Below are 16,486 nucleotides of genomic sequence, written 5' to 3'. Positions count from 1 at the left end.
AGTCTTAAGGCAGTCTGAAGATCAGCCCACCGATCATTTCCAGCACCTTCAGACTTCGTTAAGAAATGCCTTTGATACTCCTCCCAACTTCACGTGGGAGGCTCACCGCCAATGCCCGATATCGATTGGAAAATTCCCTTGCCCGTGCTGTTCGGCCAGGCCGATCGTGCACAAATGCGCCTGGCTTGCGCCCTGCCCCACGACACTCAGCGCCCCGCCTTCGAGGCATTCATCCAACAGCGTTTCCGCCTTGCCCACGGCGCCGACATCCGGCATTTCATGCCTCAGCTATTTGGCGTCAGCCACGCCAACGGTGACCTGTGTGCGGTCGCCGGTGTACGGCTGGCGTGTGCCGAGCCGCTGTTTCTGGAGCGTTACCTGGACCATCCAATCGACCCCCTGATCAGCGCCGCTGCCGACCAAACAGTAGAACGCCACGCGATTGCCGAAGTCGGCAACCTGGCCGCCAGCGATACCGGCAGTGCGCGCCTGAGCATCATCGCCATCACGTGGTTGCTGGCCATGGGCGGCCTGGAGTGGGTGGCGTTCACCGGCAATATCGGGCTGGTCAACAGTTTCCACCGCCTGGGTTTGAAGCCGGTCACCCTGTGCGCGGCCGACCCGCAGCGCCTGGGAGATGACCGCCATCTGTGGGGCAGTTACTACGAAAGCCAACCGTGGGTGCACGTCGGCAACATCCGCGCCGGGTTCATCCATTTGCGCAACATGGGCCTGTTCTCACGCCTTGGGTTGCCCACCACGCTTGAGGACAACAGCCATGTCGCCTGAAACCCGCCGCTTCCACGCTGTGCTGCGCGGCCATGCCGAACGCAACGACGGCACCATTGCCCTGTGGGGCGATACCTTGAAAATGGATTACACCTCACTGTTCGCCGAAGTTGCGTATCGCCAGCAACGCCTGCGCGATGAAGGCGTGAAGGTGGTGGCGCTGGCCTTGGACAATGGCGTCGACGCCATGCTGTGGGACTTGGCGATACTGTTCGAAGGGTTGACCTGCTTGACCCTGCCGCCGTTTTTCAGCCCCACCCAGCGCGCCCATTGTCTTGAACAAAGCCATGCCGAACGGGTGATCGCCGAACCAGACCTGGAGGCTGAGCTACTGGCTGCCGGTTACCAGCAACACGGCGACTTCTGGTGCAGAAGCTTTGCAGGCCGCCCTTCGATGCCATCGGGCACTGCCAAGGTGACATTCACCTCCGGCACCACCGGGGCGCCCAAGGGCGTATGCCTGAGCGCCGACAGCCTGCTGCGGGTTGCCCGCGAGTTGCACCAGGCCAGCCACGCTTCCGATCCACGCCACCACTTGGCGCTGTTGCCCCTTGCGATTCTGCTGGAAAACCTTGGGTGCTACGCCGCGCTGTATGCCGGCGCCACCTTGAGTGTGCCCAGCCAAAAAAACTTGGGCATCCAGGGAGCCAGCGCGGTGGATGCCGCTCAATTGCTCGGCTGCCTGGCGGTGCGTCAGCCCCATAGCCTGATCCTGGTTCCGCAATTGCTGTTGATGTTGGTCATGGCCGCCGAGCAGAAGGCATTCAACCCGCAGCACCTGCGCTTTGCCGCCGTCGGCGGTGCCCGCGTGGCCAAGGGCTTGCTGCAGCGGGCGCAGCAGTTGGGCATGCCGGTTTATGAAGGTTACGGCTTATCGGAATGCGCCTCGGTGGTGTGCCTTAATCGCCCGGATGCACAGCGCCCGGGCAGTGTCGGCCAGCCCCTGCCCCATGTGGAGGTTCGCCTGGCCGAAGACGGTGAAGTGCTGATCAAAGGCTCGACTTTGCTCGGCTATCTGGGCCACACCGGACACCCTGATCAGTGGTGGCCCAGCGGCGACCTGGGCACCTTCGACGCGGACGGATTCCTCTACCTCAACGGCCGCAAGAAACATCAGTTCGTTACCAGTTATGGGCGCAACGTCAACCCGGATTGGGTCGAGGCCGAATTGACTCAAGGCGGCGTCATCGTCCAAGCATTTATCTATGGCGAAGCCCAGCCCGAGAATCACGCGCTGCTCTGGCCCCATCGCAACGACTGTACCGACACCCAGCTGGCAGCGACCGTGGCCGCCGTCAATGCCGGCTTGCCCGACTACGCCCAGGTGCATCGCTGGACGCGCCTGGATGAACCCTTCAGTGCCGCCAACGGCTTGCTCACCGCCAACGGCAGACCACGGCGCGACGCCATTGTCGCGCGTTATCACACCCAGCTTGCCCCCGCCTTCAACGAGGAAACCTCATCGTGAATTTTTTCGATACGCTGCAAGATGCCACCCAACAGGAACGCCAGGCGCTGTTCAGCCTGCCGATCATTCGAGATGCGCTGGAGGGCAAGGTCAGCCTGGAGAGCTATCGTGCGTTCCTGGCCCAGGCCTACTACCACGTGCGTCATACCGTGCCGTTGATGATGGCCTGCGGTGCGCGCCTGCCCTCACACTTGGAATGGCTGCGCAAGGCCGTCTGTGAGTACATCGAAGATGAGTACGGCCACGAGCAATGGGTGCTCAATGACATCGAGGCCTGTGGCGGCGACAAGGATGCGGTCCGTGACGGGCAACCGGGTTTACCCATTGAGCTGATGGTCAGCTATCTGTATGACCTGATCGCGCGTGGCAACCCGGTCGGCCTGTTCGGCATGGTCAATGTGCTGGAAGGCACCAGCATCGCCCTCGCCACTCATGCAGCCGGCAGCATCCGCGAGCGCCTGCAACTGCCGGCCACGGCGTTCAGCTACTTGAGCTCCCACGGCTCCCTGGACATTGGGCACATGGAAACCTACCGCCGCTTGATGAACAGCCTGGACGATCCCGACGACCAGGCTGCCGTGATCCATGCCTCCAAGGTGGTGTACGCCCTCTATACCGACATGTTCCGCAACCTGCCACGTATTGCGGAGGCCGCCCATGCGCCTGTCTGACGCCCACGTGGTACTGACCGGCGCCAGCGGCGGCATTGGCCTGGCGATTGCGGGCGCCTTGTGTGCCAGCGGCGCGCACGTGCTGGCCGTGGCACGCCATCGCACACCGCTGGAGCCGTTGCTTACGCAGTACCCGCAGCAGCTCTGCTGGGTGAGTGCCGACCTGACCTTCCTCGCCGATCGGCGCAAGGTTCGGGCCGCCGCCGAGGCCATCGGCGGCGTCAATCTGCTGATCAACGCCGCCGGCATCAATCATTTTGCCATGCTTGAACAACTGGACGACAACGAAATCAACGGCATGCTGGCGTTGAATATCACCGCACCCATCTGCCTGACCAAGCTGCTGCTGCCCCTGCTCAAGCAAGCCGAGAGCGCCATGGTGGTGAATGTCGGCTCCACCTATGGCTCCATCGGCTACCCCGGCTATGCCACTTACTGCGCCACCAAGTTCGCCTTGCGCGGGTTTTCCGAAGCCTTGCGCCGGGAACTGGCCGATACGCGAGTAGGCGTGCTGTATGTGGCGCCGCGCGCCACCCATACGCGGATGAACAGCCCGGCAGCGCAGGCGTTGAACGACGCGCTCAAGTCCAATGTGGACGACCCGCTGACGGTGGCGTCGGCGGTGATCCACGCAATCGCCAATGATCGTCGTGACCTTTACCTGGGCTGGCCTGAGCGCTTTTTTGTGCGCCTCAACAGCCTGTTGCCAAACCTCGTCGACCGTGGCTTGCGTAAACAATTGCCGTTGGTACGTCGCTTGAGCGACAAACCCGTGAATAAGGATCTGAACCCATGAAACGCCTCTTTGCCGCGCTGCTGCTCAGCGCCTTGAGCCCACTCACCTGGGCGCTGGAGGCTGGCGACCAGCAGCGCCTGACTGATATCCAGACGCGCTGGGCCCATATCCAATACAACCTGCCTGAAGAACAGCGTACTCAGGCGTTTGCACAACTCGCGACGCAGGTGACGGCGTTCACCCAGGCGCGCCCTCAGGCCGCCGAAGCATGGATCTGGTCCGGGATTGTCACCAGCAGTTGGGCCGGCGCCCAAGGTGGGCTCGGCGCATTGAGCAAGGTCAAGTCGGCCAAGGCAGACCTTGAGAAAGCGCTCGCTCTGGACCCCAAGGCCCTGCAAGGCTCGGCCTACACCAGCCTCGCGGCGCTGTACGATCGCGTACCCGGCTGGCCGATTGGCTTTGGCGATGCCGACAAGGCTGAACAGCTACTCACGCAAGCCTTGCAACTGAACCCGACGGGCATTGATAGTCTGTATTTCTGGGGCGACCACCTCTACCGGCAAAAACGCTATGGCGAAGCCCGCGATGCGCTGCGCAAAGCCTTACTGGCCGCACCACGGCCGGGTCGCGAGACTGCCGATGCCGGGCGTCGCAAAGAGATCGAAAGCCTGCTGGTCGACCTCGACAAAAAACTCACCTGACAGGAGTCCATGTGCGGCTATTACTGATCGAAGATGACGTAGCACTGGGCGAAGGGATTCATCAGGCACTCGTGCGTGAGGGCTATACCGTTGATTGGCTTCAGGATGGCAGCAGTGCATTGCATGCTCTGCTCAGCGAGACCTTTGACGCGGTGGTGCTCGACCTGGGCTTGCCGCGCATGGACGGGCTTGAGGTACTGCGCCGCCTGCGGGACAGCGGGTCCAACCTGCCCGTGCTGATCCTCACCGCGCGCGATGCCACCGAAGACCGTATCGCCGGGCTCGACGCCGGTGCCGATGATTACCTGGTCAAACCCTTCGACCTCGCCGAACTCAAGGCGCGCCTGCGCGCACTGCTGCGGCGCAGTGCCGGCCGTGCGCGGGTAGTGATCGAGCACGCCGGCATTTGCCTGGACCCCAGTACCCAACAGGTCAGCTACCAGGGCGCGCCGGTGCCGCTCACACCCAAGGAATACCAGTTGCTGCACGAACTGCTATCGCCACCCGGCCGCGTGATGACCCGTGACCAGTTGATGCAGTTGCTGTATGGCTGGAACGAAGAGGCCGAAAGCAACACCCTGGAAGTGCATATCCATCATCTGCGTAAAAAATTCTCCAGCGAGCTGATCCGCACTATTCGCGGCGTCGGCTACCTGGTGGAGGAGCGCCGATGAGCTCTATTCGGCGACGAACCCTGACCCTGATCATCGGCCTGCTGTTCACGGGACTACTGGTGATCAGCGTGCTCAACCTGCATGACAGCAACCACGAAATCGCCGAAGTTTACGACGCACAACTGGCGCAGAACGCCCGGCTGCTCCAGGGCGTGATGAGCATGCCACTGGCCAGTAACGATCAGACGGACCTGTACCGCGCCTTCAACAAAGCCTTGGGCGAAGCCATGCCCAAGGTCGATGGGCACCCCTACGAGAGCAAAATCGCCTTTCAGGTCTGGAACACCGAGGATGAGCGCCTGGTATTTACCGCCAGCGCACCGTCATTTGCCAAGCCTCCCGGCCAGCCGGGGTACAGCAATGTCGCCGACCTGAATGGCCGTCAATGGCGCGGTTTTTTGCTCAAGGACAAAGACAATGGGCTGCGGATCTGGGTGGGTGAGCGCGACGACGTACGCTCTGACCTGGTCGACCGTATCCTGCGCCACACGCTATTGCCCAACATACTCGGCAGCCTGATTCTGGCCGCGATGGTCTGGCTGGCCATCGGCTGGGGGCTCAAGCCGCTGGCGAATATGGCGGCGACCTTGCGCGCACGGCATTCCGGCTCCCTGGAACCGATGCAACTGACCCCGCTGCCCACCGAACTGGAACCGATGCAGGCCGCGCTGAACCGCATGCTGGCGCAGATCCAGGAAATGCTCGGCCGCGAACGCCGCTTCATCGCCGACGCCGCCCACGAAATGCGCACGCCTCTGGCGGTGTTGCGGGTGCACGCGCAAAACCTGTTGGAGGCCGGCACGGAAGCCGAGCGGCGCGAGTCCCTAGGGTTCCTGATCACGGGCGTCGACCGCACCAGCCGCCTGGTCAACCAGTTGCTGACCATGGCTCGCCTGGAACCCAGCGCCGTGCAACCACCGGCGCAGGCCATCGACCTGGCGACCACCGTGCGTGAAACCCTGATTCAGTTGACGCCCTGGTTGCTGAGCAAGGGCCTGGAGCTGGCGTTCGACGTCGATGATGCCGACTACGGCGTGAGGTCCGACGCGTCCGCGATCAATATCGCGCTGACCAACCTGGTGACCAATGCGGCGAATTTCTCGCCGGAACACGGCGTGATCACCGTAGGGTTGTGCAAAACGGCCACGGGGTTCGAGTTGACCGTGGATGACCAAGGGCCAGGCATTGACGAGAACGAGCGCGAGCGGCTGTTCGAGCTGTTCTACAGCCGGGGAAATGCCGAAGGCGCAGGTTTGGGGCTGACCATCGTACAGACCATTGCCCAACGCCTTGGGGGGCACATCCGCCTGGCCAACCTGGCCAACGGCGGGTTGCGCGCCACCTTGCAGATCCCGGGATCACTGGCCTAGCAGTCCCAGCCACATCGCGCCGGTCAGCAGTACCTGACCGGCAATCACCTACGCCGCAAACCGACGGCCGCCGCGGACCCACGCCACCAGGCACTTGCTCAGGGAGTTGCAACTGACCGCCAGCAACACCGGAATAGATACTGCCTGCAGGGCGAGTTGGCCGCTGGTGGCCAGGGCGGCGATGGATGCGGTCGAAGCATGGGTATCGGCAAACCCACTTTGGGCCACCGTCGCCAGGTTGGAAAAGATCGCCGCCGCCAGCGTGCGCAGGTTCGAGGGTTCTTTTGCGGCCCTATGGCCCATGGCGGCAATGGTCACGGTACTGGACGAGAACCCCGAAGCAATGGCCCCTAGGGCATAGCCATAACGCGCGCCCAAGGTACGCACGGCCACATGCAAAACCGCGCTCCAGCCCCACCAGCATGCAGATACCCAGCGCGGCGGCGCCGCCGGCAAGCCCCAGGGTGGTCATAGGTCGGCGCCTTCAGGGGGTAATCGCGACTTTCATGACGCCATCGCGCTGATGGGCGAACAGCTCATAGGCGGCTTCGATGTCGTCGAGTTTGAAACGGTGCGTCACCAGCGGCGACAGGTCCACCCCGCCACTGGCAACCACGGCCATCAACCGGCGCATGCGTTCCTTGCCGCCAGGGCACAGGGTCGACACGATGCTGTAATCCCCCAGCCCTGCCCCAAAGGCATCATAGGGAATACGCAAGTCGCTGGAGTAAACCCCCAGGCTGGACACACGCCCGCCCGGGCGCAGCACCCGCAATGCTGACTCGAACGTGCCTTGGGTGCCCAGGGCTTCGATCGCCACATCCACTCCGCGACCGTCCGTGAGGGCCATGATCTGCTCAACGACATCGCCTTTCTTGAAGTCGATGATATGAGTGGCCCCCAGGCGTCGAGCCACGCCCATGCGCTCAGTCACGCCGTCGACGCCGATGATCATCGACGCGCCCTTGAGCCGTGCGCCCGCCACTGCACACAAGCCGATAGGCCCCAGGGCAAATACCGCCACCGTATCGCCAATGCTCACCTCACCGCGTTCGGCGCCGGAAAAACCGGTGGACATGATGTCCGGGCACATCAGCACTTGTTCGTCGCTCAGGCCGTCGGGAATCGGGCACAGGTTGGCCAGCGCGTCGGGGACCAACACGTACTCGGCCTGGCAGCCGTCGAGGGTATTGCCGAACTTCCAGCCGCCAGCCGCCCGAAAGCCATGGCGTGTGTCGGGACCGTCCTGGGAACCGCAGCCGCACAGGCACGCGTAGCTTTGCCCGCTGGGGGTGATGGCCCCGGCGATCACCCGCTGCCCCTCGACAAACCCGCTGACCTGGGAACCCAGGCGTTCAATCACGCCAACCGGCTCGTGGCCGATGGTCAGGCCTTTGGCGACCGGGTACTCGCCGCGCAGGATATGCACGTCGGTGCCGCAGAGGGTCGTGGTGGTGATACGCACCAAAGCGTCCAGCGGGCCGACTTCGGGAATGGGCTTGTCCTGCAGGACAATGCGGTTTTTTTCAACGAAAACAGCGGCTCTCATGGCTGCCATAAGGTGAACTCCTGTGCAGGGGAACTCCAGACTGCGCCGTGATCGCGTCTTGCAGGTTGATCATGATCAACTATCGCGCAACTGACCGGACATCGCATGCCGCTCTCGGCCTACAGATAATTTGATACAGATCAACCTCGACCTCGCGCCAGGGGCCATGATCGCTCTGGTGCACGACAACGGCACGCTGATCGAAATCGGCGTGGCTCGCTACGCCACTGCCAAGGAACATGAGTGCGAATGCGCGATCACGGTGGCCGACACATGGCAATGCCTGGGGCTGGGGCGCATTTTGATGCAGCACCTGATGACGGCGGCGCGAGCCAATGTCTTCAAACGGATGTATACGGTCCATGCGGCGACTAACCTGCCACTGCGTGAACTGACGCATGCGCTGGGCTTTAACAGCGTCACAGACCCCGATGAACGTACTCAGATCATCAGCAGTGTGGCGCTCTGAGCGCATTGGCACTGCAAACGACTCATACACTCGTTTGAGTGTATTCGTACCGTGCTGGTCGCAGCATCTGCTATTGTCCAAGGACCTCATCTCCTCCTCATCGCGGTCATGCGATTTTCTGTGAGCATGCTCTGCGGCCGTGTTCTGAACACGGCCGGGTCTGATATGCACGGACAACACTGCATTGGACAAAACCAGCCCTGGCGCAGCGCCCGAATTACAATCGCGGGCCGAAAAAATCGTCGAGTTCAAACGCCAGAAGACCCTGCTCAAGACCGGCGCCCTGCAAGACGCGATCTTCAACAGCGCGTACTTTTCGAGCATCGCCACTGACGAAAAAGGCGTGATCCAGATCTTCAATGTTGGCGCCGAGCGCATGCTCGGCTATGCCGCCGACGACGTGCTCAACCGCATCACCCCCGCCGACATATCCGACCCCGCCGAACTGATTACCCGTGCCGCCGCCCTTAGCCTGGAGCTGGACACGCCGATCACACCGGGCTTCGAAGCCCTGGTGTTCAAGGCCTCACGCGGCATCGAAGACATCTACGAACTCACCTATATCCGCAAAGATGGCAGTCGCCTGTCGGCGATGGTCTCGGTAACGGCCCTGCGCAATCGCCACGACACGATCATCGGCTACCTGTTGATTGGCACTGACAATACCGCGCGCAAACAGGAAGAAGCCGAGCGCAAAGGCTTTGAACGCGCGCTGGAAGAAAAGAACCTGGAACTGGAACACGCCAGCCACATGAAGTCCGAGTTCCTCGCCACCATGTCCCACGAGCTGCGCACGCCGTTGAACGCGGTGATTGGCTTTTCAGAGGCGTTGAAGGATGGTTTGGTCGGCGACATGAGCGAGGTGCAGCGCGAGTACATCGGCGACATCTTCACCAGCGGCCAACACCTGCTGTCGTTGATCAACGACATTCTCGACCTGTCCAAGGTCGAGGCCGGGATGATGGACCTGGAGTTGGAGCCTGTGGAACTGGCGGGGTTGCTCGCCAACAGCTTGTTGATCGTGCGCGAGAAAGCCGCCTTGCAACGTATCCAATTGAAGCTGGAATGCGAGGACGATTTTGGCACCCTGGAACTGGACCTGCGCAAGACCAAGCAGATTATCTACAACCTGCTGGCCAATGCGGTGAAGTTCAGCGCACACGGCGGCTCCGTGACCCTGGCGGTCCGCGAGGTCAGCCTCGCGCATGTCGGCCACATCCCCGGCGATTGGCCCGCCCACGGCTTCGCCCTGCAACCCAGCACTCACACGCAATTCCTGGAGCTGAGTGTCAGCGACACGGGCATCGGGATCGCCGAGGACGACATGAGCAAGCTGTTCAAGGCTTTCAGCCAGATCGACAGCAGCCTGGCGCGCAAATTTGAAGGCACGGGTTTGGGGCTGGCAATGGTCAAGCAACTGACCGACCTGCACGGCGGCAGCGTCGCCGTGGCCAGCCGCGAAGGCTTGGGTACGCGCTTTGTGGTATGGCTGCCGTTGCACCGCGCGCCGGAGGCTGCATGGCTGACATCCTGATCGTCGAAGACAACGAGGCGAACATGCGCCTGGCGCGGTTGTTGCTCGTCAATGCCGGGCACGGCGTGTTGTGGGCGGCGGATGCAGAAACCGGCCTGACCCTGGCGCGGGAAAAACAGCCGGCGCTGATATTGATGGATATCCAGTTGCCGGGCATGGACGGCCTGGCCGCCACCTCGTTGCTTAAGCAAGACCCCAACACCGCACACATTCCGGTGATTGCGCTGACCGCCATGGCCATGAAGGAGGACCGCGAAAAAACCCGCCTGGCCGGTTGCGACGCCTACATCATCAAGCCGCTGCGCTACAAAGAGCTTTACCAGGTCATCGACACTTTGCTGCAACAGCACATCAGCCCCCACCTGTGAGTCCTCTCCATGGCCAGCCAACCTGCAACGCTGTTGATCGTTGACGACGAACCCCAGATTCGCAAACTGTTGGAAACCCTGCTGCAGCACGAGGGCTACCAGACCCTGAGTGCGAGCAGCGGTGAAGAGGCCTTGCAGCTCGTGGCGCAACAACCGCCTGACCTGATCCTGCTGGACATCATGATGCCGGGCATGGACGGCTACGAGGTGGCCAGCCACTTAAAGGGCAACGAAACCACGGCAAGCATTCCGATCATCATGTTGTCGGCCCTCAGTGAGCCGAGCGCGCGCGTCAGCGGGCTGGAAACCGGCGCCGAGGAATTCCTCAGCAAACCGGTGGAACGTGTCGAATTGTGGCTGCGGGTGCGCAACCTGTTGCGGCTCAAGGAACGCGGTGATCAGTTGAAGGTTCACAACCTGATGCTGGAGCAGCAACTGCAACGGCAAACGGGCGAGCCAGCGGGGATGAGCGTGCACGACCTGGCGCGCCAGGACTTTGAAAAAGCCCTGCGTCAGGCGGTGGAAAACAGCGAGTTCACCGTGCACTACCAACCCAAGATCGAGCTGGCTGGCGGGAAGATATGCGCCCTTGAAGCCTTGCTGCGCTGGGAGCGTCCCGGCTATGGCACGGTGTCGCCGGCGGTGTTTGTACCCATACTCGAGAGCCTGGGCTTGATTGTGCAGGTCGGGCGCTGGGTGATCGACAGCGTTTGCCAGCAAATCGCCGTGTGGCAACGCGGCCTGATTGGTGCCGTAGAGGTTTCGGTCAATGTATCCGGTCACCAATTGATCGAGGGCGATCTGATTGCCGATATCGAACGCATCCTGAGGGCAACCGGGGTTGCGCCCCATTGGCTGGAGGTTGAGCTGACCGAAAGCTCATTGATGGAAAACACCCAGCACACCATCGCCAGCCTGCAACGATTGCGCACAATGGGCGTGAAAATCTCCATCGATGACTTCGGCACCGGCTATTCAAGCCTGGCGTATCTGCGGCGGTTCCCCATTGATACGTTGAAGATCGATATCGCGTTTATCCGCGAAGTCACCACTAACCCGCAAGACGCGGCGATCACCCGCACCATCATTGAACTGGCCCATAGCCTGGGCTTACAAGTGGTCGCCGAAGGCGTGGAAACCCAGGAACAGCTGGGGTTTTTGAAGCAAGCCGGCTGTGATCAGATTCAGGGGTATCTGTTCAGTCGGCCATTGCCCGCAGCAACCCTGGAGCGCCTTTTGTTGGAACGCACGCCGCCGTTGTAACCGCGAGGTTCAATCAGCAGCTGTTCCTAAGGGTCGAGCACTCCGCCGCTGTAACTGTCGGATAACCGCGCCCCGGTAAACTTCGCCACCACCGCGCCCTGCGCTACCAGGCGTTCGCGATGGGCCGTGACCATGCGCCCGGTTTGCGCGGCGTGTAAAATCACTTCTGACGCCGCATCACCCGGCCGGCCGATGATCCTGGCGAAACGCTCGCCCTCCTCGACCTGATCGCCCAGGCCCTTTTCAAACACCAGCACACCGGCGCGGGGCGCGAGGATGGTTTCCATACAGCCCATGTCCACTGCCTCGCCTTGCCATTCGCGGATCGCGGCCACTTCGTCGATCACGCCGTTGATGCACAGCCACGCCCACAGGCCATCGACATCCTGTTGCGCCAGGGCATCGCTGACATCCGCTTGCCCGCGCAATTCGATAGTCGCCGCCAGCCGTGGCGCGCCGTGATTGATGATGGTTTCTTCAAAGGAGCCGTCGCCGCCGTCATCCCAGACGATCACCACATCCACCTGCAAGGCCGCCGCCAGCGCCAGGCCTTGCTCCGGCCAGAAGCTGCGATGAATGTAGAGGTAAGGCAGTGCCTCATCGTCGGTGTGCAAGTCCAGCACCAGGTCGGCATCGGCGGCCAGTTGCACCAGGCTCTTTTGCCACTGCGCCAGGTTGCTCGCCGGGCGCTCCATGGCAAGGGAATGATCGAAGGCACGATTGAAATTCTGCCCGGTGGCCTCGTGAAACCGCCCCAGCAGGCGGCCCTGACGAAATTGGCCGATACCAAACGGGTTGGCCTGCGGCACTACGGTGACACTGCCTTTGAGCCGGCCCTGTGCCTGGCAAGCCTGCAAGCGCGGCAACAGTTGGTGCAGCACCAGCATCCCGGCGATTTCATCGGCGTGCACGCCCGCTTGCAGGTGCACTGATGGCCCGCTACCGTCGCCTTCATAGCGCCAAGCACCGATGTGCAGCGCGTTGCCCGCATCGCCCGCCACCTGCCACGAAAGGTCGTTTGCCATGCCTTGCCCTCCTCTCATCATTTAATCGCTAGAGATTGAACACGCGTTCAACTAACCTGTGCGCTCTGGTCTTTCATCAAAGGCATTCCCGTGACCATCGACCCTCCCAAACTGCGCCGTGCCGACCCCGATGAACGCCGGGACTTGCTGATTGCCGCCACCCTTACCAGCCTGTCCCGCGACGGGCACGCTGGAATTTCCGTGCGCAAGATTGCAGCGCAAGCCGGTGTTTCAGTGGGCTTGCTCAATCATCATTTCGGCAGCATCGATGCACTGATCGCCGAGACCTACCACAAGCTCGCCAGTGAATTGACCAGCGCGTTATGGGCGCAAGTCGAGTTGGCCGAAGGCGCCGCCGCGCGCCTGGATGCGTTTCTCAGTGCATCCTTTTCACCACGCGTCATGGACCCCGACCTGCTCGGCGTGTGGGTGGTGTTCTGGAGCCTGATCCGCCACTCGCCCCACGTAAATCAGTCCCATGAAAACAGCTACCGCGCTTACCTGGCGCTGATCCAGCAACTGCTCGACGACCTGGCCCGCAGCGAAAGCCTGGTAATCCACGACAGCCACCTGGCCGCTATCGGCTTATCGGCGATGCTTGACGGGCTCTGGCTCGAGGGGTGCCTCAACCCCGGCACTTTCAGCCCCGCCAACGGCCTGCATATCTGCCGCTGTTGGGTACAGGGGTTGCGTCACGGCGCATTCGGCGCCGACCACATCGTGTGATTCGGTGTGGCGGGCGCTGAGCATCGCCAACGTCCCGCTGACTGCGATCAGCACCGCGCCGATGATCAGCGACAGGTCCATCGACGTGCCCCAGATCAGGCTGGATAACAGAAACGCCCAGATCAAACCGGTGTACTCAAACGGCGCGAGCAAGGTCGCCGTGGCGCGACGGAAACTGGCGAACAACAGAAACTGACCGATACCGCCGACCAGCCCCGCCGCCAACATGCCCAGCCAGGCCGGGGTCGGCGATGGGGTATGCGTCCAGGGCAAGGTCAGCGCCATGCACACCACGAACACCACATTGGTGATCAGCATCTGCTCCAGCACCGAGGTGGTCGGGTCGACCTGGCGCAACTGGATATAGGTAAATGCCCAACACAGCGCAGCGGCCAGGGTCAGTGCGATTGGCAACGGGTCGACCATATTGCTCGGGCGACAGGCGATCACCACGCCGACAAAGCCGATGATCAGCGCGACCCATTGGCCACGGCTGGCGCGTTCCTTGAGGATCAGCGCGGCGAGCAACGTGACCATGATTGGCGCGGAAAAATACAAGGTGGTCATTTCCGCCAGGGTCAGGTCCTTGGCGGCCGTGTAATAGAGCAACCACGCCAGCAGCGACAGCAACCCGCGAATGATCAGCAGCCTGCGGCTCACCGACGTCCATGCGCGACGCAACAAGCCCATGCGCCCGGCGATCACGCAGGCGCCCACCACCACCAGGCTGCGCCAGAACAGGATGGTGAACACCGAGTAATCAGCCACCAACCATTTGATCACCGCATCCTGCAGCGCCAGGAACGCATAGGCCAGTGAACACAGGGCAATCCCTTGCAACGCGCGATCCTGTTTCATCCGATCGACCTGCGCAGCGGCGTGCCGCGCCGTTCGGCGATGGCGTAAACGCCTTCGATCAGGAACGTCAGGCACAGGTAGACACCGGCCACCAGCAACAGCGGTTGATAGATCTGCAACGTCTGCGCCCGCACCACGTTGGCCGCGCCCAGCAGGTCGACCACGGCAATCGTCGACGCGAGTGCGGTGGACTTGAGCAACATCACCGTCTCCCCCGCCAGGGTCGGCAGCAGCAGACGCATCGCCCGGGGCAGGCGCACCCGCAACAACGCCTGGCGCGGCGTCATGCCGAACGCCGAGGCGGCCTCCATCTCGCCCTTGGGCACTGCCAACAGGCCGCCGCGAATCACTTCACCGACATAAGCGCCTACCGACAGCACCAGGGCAAAGACGATGTACCAATACCCGTCGCGCAGGAATGGCCACAGAAAGCTGGTGCGTATCAGCGGAAACTGGGCGAACAAACTCCCCAGCCCGTAGTAGAAAATATAGATCTGGATCAACAGCGGTGTGCCCCGCAGCACACTGGTGTAGGCCAGCGCACCCCGGGCCAGCCATTTGCGCCGCGACAAACGCGCCAACGCCACCAGCACCGCCAGGACGAAGCCGAGCACTGCCGAGATCGCCAGCAATGACAAGGTGGTCTGCAGCCCCTTGGCGATCAGCCCCGCGTAGTAACTTATCCATTCAGGCATAGCCCACTCACTCGACAACCGGCATCCAGCGACGAATACGTCGTTCCAGGCGCCCGGACAGGTAGTTGGAAGCCAGCGTCACCAGGTAATACAAGGCGGCGGCCGTGAGGTAGAACAGTAAGTATTGACGGGTCGAACCCGCCGCCTGCTTGGCGGTGTAGAGCAATTCGTTGGTGCCGACCACACTGATCAAGGCGCTGTCCTTGATCAGGTTGATCCACAGGTTGGACATGCCGGCCAGAGCGTACGGCGCCATGATCGGCAAGGTCACCCGGCGGAACAGGCCGATGCCGCTCAAGCCAAAGGCCCGCGCCGCTTCAATCTGGCCATGGGGAATCGCCAGGATTGCCGCACGAAAAATCTCCGACGCATAGGCGCCCTGCACCAGCCCCAACACCAGGATCGCCACCAGCGGGCCGCTGATGTTCACCTGCTCGAACCCCAGCCACAGCATCAACGCGTTCAGGCCCATGGAACCAGCGTAGTACAGCAGCAGGATCAACAGTAACTCCGGCACCGCGCGAAACACGGTGGTGTAGCCGCGCATCAACAAGGCGACCGGGCGTGGCGCGCTGAGCTTGGCGCAGGCCACGACCAGGCCGATCAGCAAGCCCACGGCAAACGAGCCAGCGGAGATTTGCAGGGTCATCCATAACCCTTTTAGCAGTGCGTCGCCCCATCCCTGTTCGCCGAAGCTGAGGAGGTCGAACATCTTATTCGGTCTTCTGGGCGATTTGCTGGTAGGGGCTGTCGCAGACCTTGCTCACATACGCCGGGGTGTCGGCACGCTTGCACGGGCTGACCGACACGCCGAAGTAATGCTCGGACAGGTCATCAAAATCCTTGCTCACCAGCAGCTCTCCGATGGCCTTGTCGAGACGGGCCTTGAGCGCGGTGTCTTCCTTGCGTAAGCCGGCACCGACGCCACGCCCGATGATCGGGTCGTAGGGCACGCTGGCGATATGCGCCAGGCCACTGGCCTCGGGGGTTTTGACCATCATCGCGATGGCGGTGTCGTCTGCCATCATGTAGTCGATACGGCCTGCGATAAGGTCGGCGTTGGCCGATTCCTGGGTGTCGTAGTACTTAAGGTCGGCGATGTTTTCGTAATACTTCTTCAGGTAGTTGGCGCTGACGGTGGAGATTTGCACACCGATCAACTTGCCCTTGAGGCCTTGAGGGGTAATGTCCACCGTCGCGCCCTTGGGCCCTGCCACACCCAGCAGCGAGTCGTAGTAGGCACGGCTGAAGGCGATCTGCTTTTCACGCTCATCAGTCACCGACATCGACGAGAAGATCACGTCGATCTTCTTGGCCAGCAGCGACGGGATGATGCCATCCCACGCCACTTCCTTGATCTGGCATTCGGCTTTCATGCCTTCGCAGAGTTTGTGAATCAGGTCCACTTCAAAGCCCGACCACTCGCCGTTACCGCCTTTTACGGTGAACGGTGGATAGGGTTCCGCCGCCACCGCAAACACGATGGGTTTCTCCGCCGCCAGCGTAAAACCTGCGGCCAACATCAACACTGCACCGCTCAACCAGCTTGCCATGGGTCTTGATTTCATGATTTGCCCCGTCTTTTTGTGG

17 protein-coding genes and 2 pseudogenes are annotated in these 16,486 nt (G+C 61.9%); 12 read left to right on the top strand and 7 right to left on the bottom strand.

Annotated elements, in window-relative coordinates; all coding sequences use genetic code 11:
- Positions 1-111: 111 nt before the first annotated feature.
- From A7J50_RS14135 to A7J50_RS14105, 7 genes are read left to right on the top strand one after another with little or no spacing between them, the layout of a single operon-like run.
- The gene (locus A7J50_RS14135; protein ID WP_064452363.1) at positions 112-789 is read left to right on the top strand and encodes a thermostable hemolysin; all 678 of its coding nucleotides are present in this window, start codon (positions 112-114) and stop codon (positions 787-789) included.
- A complete protein-coding gene (locus A7J50_RS14130) occupies positions 779-2,257 on the top strand; it encodes an AMP-binding protein (RefSeq protein WP_064452362.1) in 1,479 nt (492 codons plus the stop codon). The genes A7J50_RS14135 and A7J50_RS14130 overlap by 11 nt, the downstream gene beginning before the upstream one ends.
- On the top strand, positions 2,254-2,928 hold the full coding sequence (locus tag A7J50_RS14125; RefSeq protein ID WP_064452361.1) for a TenA family transcriptional regulator: 675 nt from the start codon (positions 2,254-2,256) through the stop codon (positions 2,926-2,928). Before A7J50_RS14130 ends, A7J50_RS14125 begins: the two co-directional genes overlap by 4 nt.
- Complete coding sequence (locus A7J50_RS14120) at positions 2,915-3,724, top strand: SDR family oxidoreductase (protein WP_064452360.1); 810 nt, start codon at positions 2,915-2,917, stop codon at positions 3,722-3,724. Before A7J50_RS14125 ends, A7J50_RS14120 begins: the two co-directional genes overlap by 14 nt.
- The gene (locus A7J50_RS14115; RefSeq protein ID WP_064452359.1) at positions 3,721-4,365 is read left to right on the top strand and encodes a tetratricopeptide repeat protein; all 645 of its coding nucleotides are present in this window, start codon (positions 3,721-3,723) and stop codon (positions 4,363-4,365) included. The genes A7J50_RS14120 and A7J50_RS14115 overlap by 4 nt, the downstream gene beginning before the upstream one ends.
- 11 nt (positions 4,366-4,376) lie before the next feature.
- On the top strand, positions 4,377-5,039 hold the full coding sequence (locus tag A7J50_RS14110) for a response regulator (RefSeq protein ID WP_064452358.1): 663 nt from the start codon (positions 4,377-4,379) through the stop codon (positions 5,037-5,039).
- Complete coding sequence (locus A7J50_RS14105) at positions 5,036-6,409, top strand: ATP-binding protein (RefSeq protein ID WP_064452357.1); 1,374 nt, start codon at positions 5,036-5,038, stop codon at positions 6,407-6,409. The genes A7J50_RS14110 and A7J50_RS14105 overlap by 4 nt, the downstream gene beginning before the upstream one ends.
- A 48-nt stretch (positions 6,410-6,457) precedes the next feature.
- Here A7J50_RS14105 and A7J50_RS14100 read toward each other — a convergent pair.
- Both A7J50_RS14100 and A7J50_RS14095 read right to left on the bottom strand, forming a co-directional pair.
- Positions 6,458-6,814: pseudogene (locus tag A7J50_RS14100) on the bottom strand (DUF4010 domain-containing protein); the annotation flags it as partial.
- A gap of 79 nt (positions 6,815-6,893) precedes the next feature.
- Positions 6,894-7,967, bottom strand: coding sequence for an NAD(P)-dependent alcohol dehydrogenase (locus tag A7J50_RS14095; protein ID WP_064452355.1), 1,074 nt, complete (start codon positions 7,965-7,967; stop codon positions 6,894-6,896).
- A gap of 121 nt (positions 7,968-8,088) precedes the next feature.
- Here A7J50_RS14095 and A7J50_RS14090 point away from each other — a divergent pair, with 121 nt between their 5' ends.
- The 4 genes from A7J50_RS14090 (at position 8,089) to A7J50_RS14075 (ending at position 11,592) form a co-directional block, all read left to right on the top strand.
- Complete coding sequence (locus A7J50_RS14090; RefSeq protein WP_335711412.1) at positions 8,089-8,427, top strand: GNAT family N-acetyltransferase; 339 nt, start codon at positions 8,089-8,091, stop codon at positions 8,425-8,427.
- Between the two features lie 184 nt (positions 8,428-8,611).
- Positions 8,612-9,961 (top strand): sensor histidine kinase, encoded by a 1,350-nt coding sequence (locus A7J50_RS14085; RefSeq protein ID WP_064452354.1) that lies wholly within the window; start codon positions 8,612-8,614, stop codon positions 9,959-9,961.
- A complete protein-coding gene (locus A7J50_RS14080) occupies positions 9,946-10,329 on the top strand; it encodes a response regulator (RefSeq protein WP_064452353.1) in 384 nt (127 codons plus the stop codon). The genes A7J50_RS14085 and A7J50_RS14080 overlap by 16 nt, the downstream gene beginning before the upstream one ends.
- Positions 10,330-10,338: 9 nt before the next feature.
- A complete protein-coding gene (locus tag A7J50_RS14075; RefSeq protein WP_064452352.1) occupies positions 10,339-11,592 on the top strand; it encodes an EAL domain-containing response regulator in 1,254 nt (417 codons plus the stop codon).
- 26 nt (positions 11,593-11,618) lie between these two features.
- Here the strand turns inward: A7J50_RS14075 and A7J50_RS14070 are convergent, their stop codons facing one another.
- Complete coding sequence (locus tag A7J50_RS14070; protein ID WP_064452351.1) at positions 11,619-12,617, bottom strand: succinylglutamate desuccinylase/aspartoacylase domain-containing protein; 999 nt, start codon at positions 12,615-12,617, stop codon at positions 11,619-11,621.
- A 90-nt stretch (positions 12,618-12,707) separates the two neighbouring features.
- Between A7J50_RS14070 and A7J50_RS31930 the strand changes: the two are divergent.
- A pseudogene (locus A7J50_RS31930) lies at positions 12,708-13,247 on the top strand (TetR/AcrR family transcriptional regulator); the annotation flags it as partial.
- Here A7J50_RS31930 and A7J50_RS14060 read toward each other — a convergent pair.
- The 4 genes from A7J50_RS14060 to A7J50_RS14045 are packed head-to-tail and all read right to left on the bottom strand — an operon-like array spanning position 13,203 to position 16,464.
- A complete protein-coding gene (locus tag A7J50_RS14060; protein ID WP_064452350.1) occupies positions 13,203-14,201 on the bottom strand; it encodes a DMT family transporter in 999 nt (332 codons plus the stop codon). The pseudogene A7J50_RS31930 and the gene A7J50_RS14060 sit on opposite strands and share 45 nt — an antisense overlap.
- Positions 14,198-14,896, bottom strand: coding sequence for an ABC transporter permease (locus tag A7J50_RS14055; RefSeq protein ID WP_064452349.1), 699 nt, complete (start codon positions 14,894-14,896; stop codon positions 14,198-14,200). Before A7J50_RS14055 ends, A7J50_RS14060 begins: the two co-directional genes overlap by 4 nt.
- A gap of 7 nt (positions 14,897-14,903) precedes the next feature.
- Entirely contained in the window at positions 14,904-15,608 is a 705-nt protein-coding gene (locus A7J50_RS14050; RefSeq protein ID WP_064452348.1) for an ABC transporter permease, read from the bottom strand.
- A 1-nt stretch (position 15,609) separates the two neighbouring features.
- Positions 15,610-16,464: a transporter substrate-binding domain-containing protein gene (locus tag A7J50_RS14045; RefSeq protein WP_064452347.1), complete on the bottom strand. Its 855-nt coding sequence runs from the start codon at positions 16,462-16,464 to the stop codon at positions 15,610-15,612.
- Positions 16,465-16,486 lie beyond the last annotated feature (22 nt).

Source organism: Pseudomonas antarctica (assembly GCF_001647715.1).
Lineage (GTDB): Bacteria > Pseudomonadota > Gammaproteobacteria > Pseudomonadales > Pseudomonadaceae > Aquipseudomonas > Aquipseudomonas antarctica_A.
This window is presented reverse-complemented; position numbering and strand designations above follow the sequence as displayed.

What these genes read in the sequence shown, in the direction of transcription:
- A7J50_RS14115 (WP_064452359.1), top strand. Translation starts at nt 3,721, where the DNA reads ATGAAACGCCTCTTTGCCGCGCTGCTGCTCAGCGCCTTGAGCCCACTC.
- A7J50_RS14080 (WP_064452353.1), top strand. Translation starts at nt 9,946, where the DNA reads ATGGCTGACATCCTGATCGTCGAAGACAACGAGGCGAACATGCGCCTG.
- A7J50_RS14075 (WP_064452352.1), top strand. Translation starts at nt 10,339, where the DNA reads ATGGCCAGCCAACCTGCAACGCTGTTGATCGTTGACGACGAACCCCAG.
- A7J50_RS14095 (WP_064452355.1), bottom strand. Translation starts at nt 7,967, where the DNA reads ATGGCAGCCATGAGAGCCGCTGTTTTCGTTGAAAAAAACCGCATTGTC.
- A7J50_RS14135 (WP_064452363.1), top strand. Translation starts at nt 112, where the DNA reads ATGCCCGATATCGATTGGAAAATTCCCTTGCCCGTGCTGTTCGGCCAG.
- A7J50_RS14105 (WP_064452357.1), top strand. Translation starts at nt 5,036, where the DNA reads ATGAGCTCTATTCGGCGACGAACCCTGACCCTGATCATCGGCCTGCTG.
- A7J50_RS14045 (WP_064452347.1), bottom strand. Translation starts at nt 16,464, where the DNA reads ATGAAATCAAGACCCATGGCAAGCTGGTTGAGCGGTGCAGTGTTGATG.
- A7J50_RS14050 (WP_064452348.1), bottom strand. Translation starts at nt 15,608, where the DNA reads ATGTTCGACCTCCTCAGCTTCGGCGAACAGGGATGGGGCGACGCACTG.
- A7J50_RS14070 (WP_064452351.1), bottom strand. Translation starts at nt 12,617, where the DNA reads ATGGCAAACGACCTTTCGTGGCAGGTGGCGGGCGATGCGGGCAACGCG.
- A7J50_RS14055 (WP_064452349.1), bottom strand. Translation starts at nt 14,896, where the DNA reads ATGCCTGAATGGATAAGTTACTACGCGGGGCTGATCGCCAAGGGGCTG.
- A7J50_RS14120 (WP_064452360.1), top strand. Translation starts at nt 2,915, where the DNA reads ATGCGCCTGTCTGACGCCCACGTGGTACTGACCGGCGCCAGCGGCGGC.
- A7J50_RS14130 (WP_064452362.1), top strand. Translation starts at nt 779, where the DNA reads ATGTCGCCTGAAACCCGCCGCTTCCACGCTGTGCTGCGCGGCCATGCC.
- A7J50_RS14060 (WP_064452350.1), bottom strand. Translation starts at nt 14,201, where the DNA reads ATGAAACAGGATCGCGCGTTGCAAGGGATTGCCCTGTGTTCACTGGCC.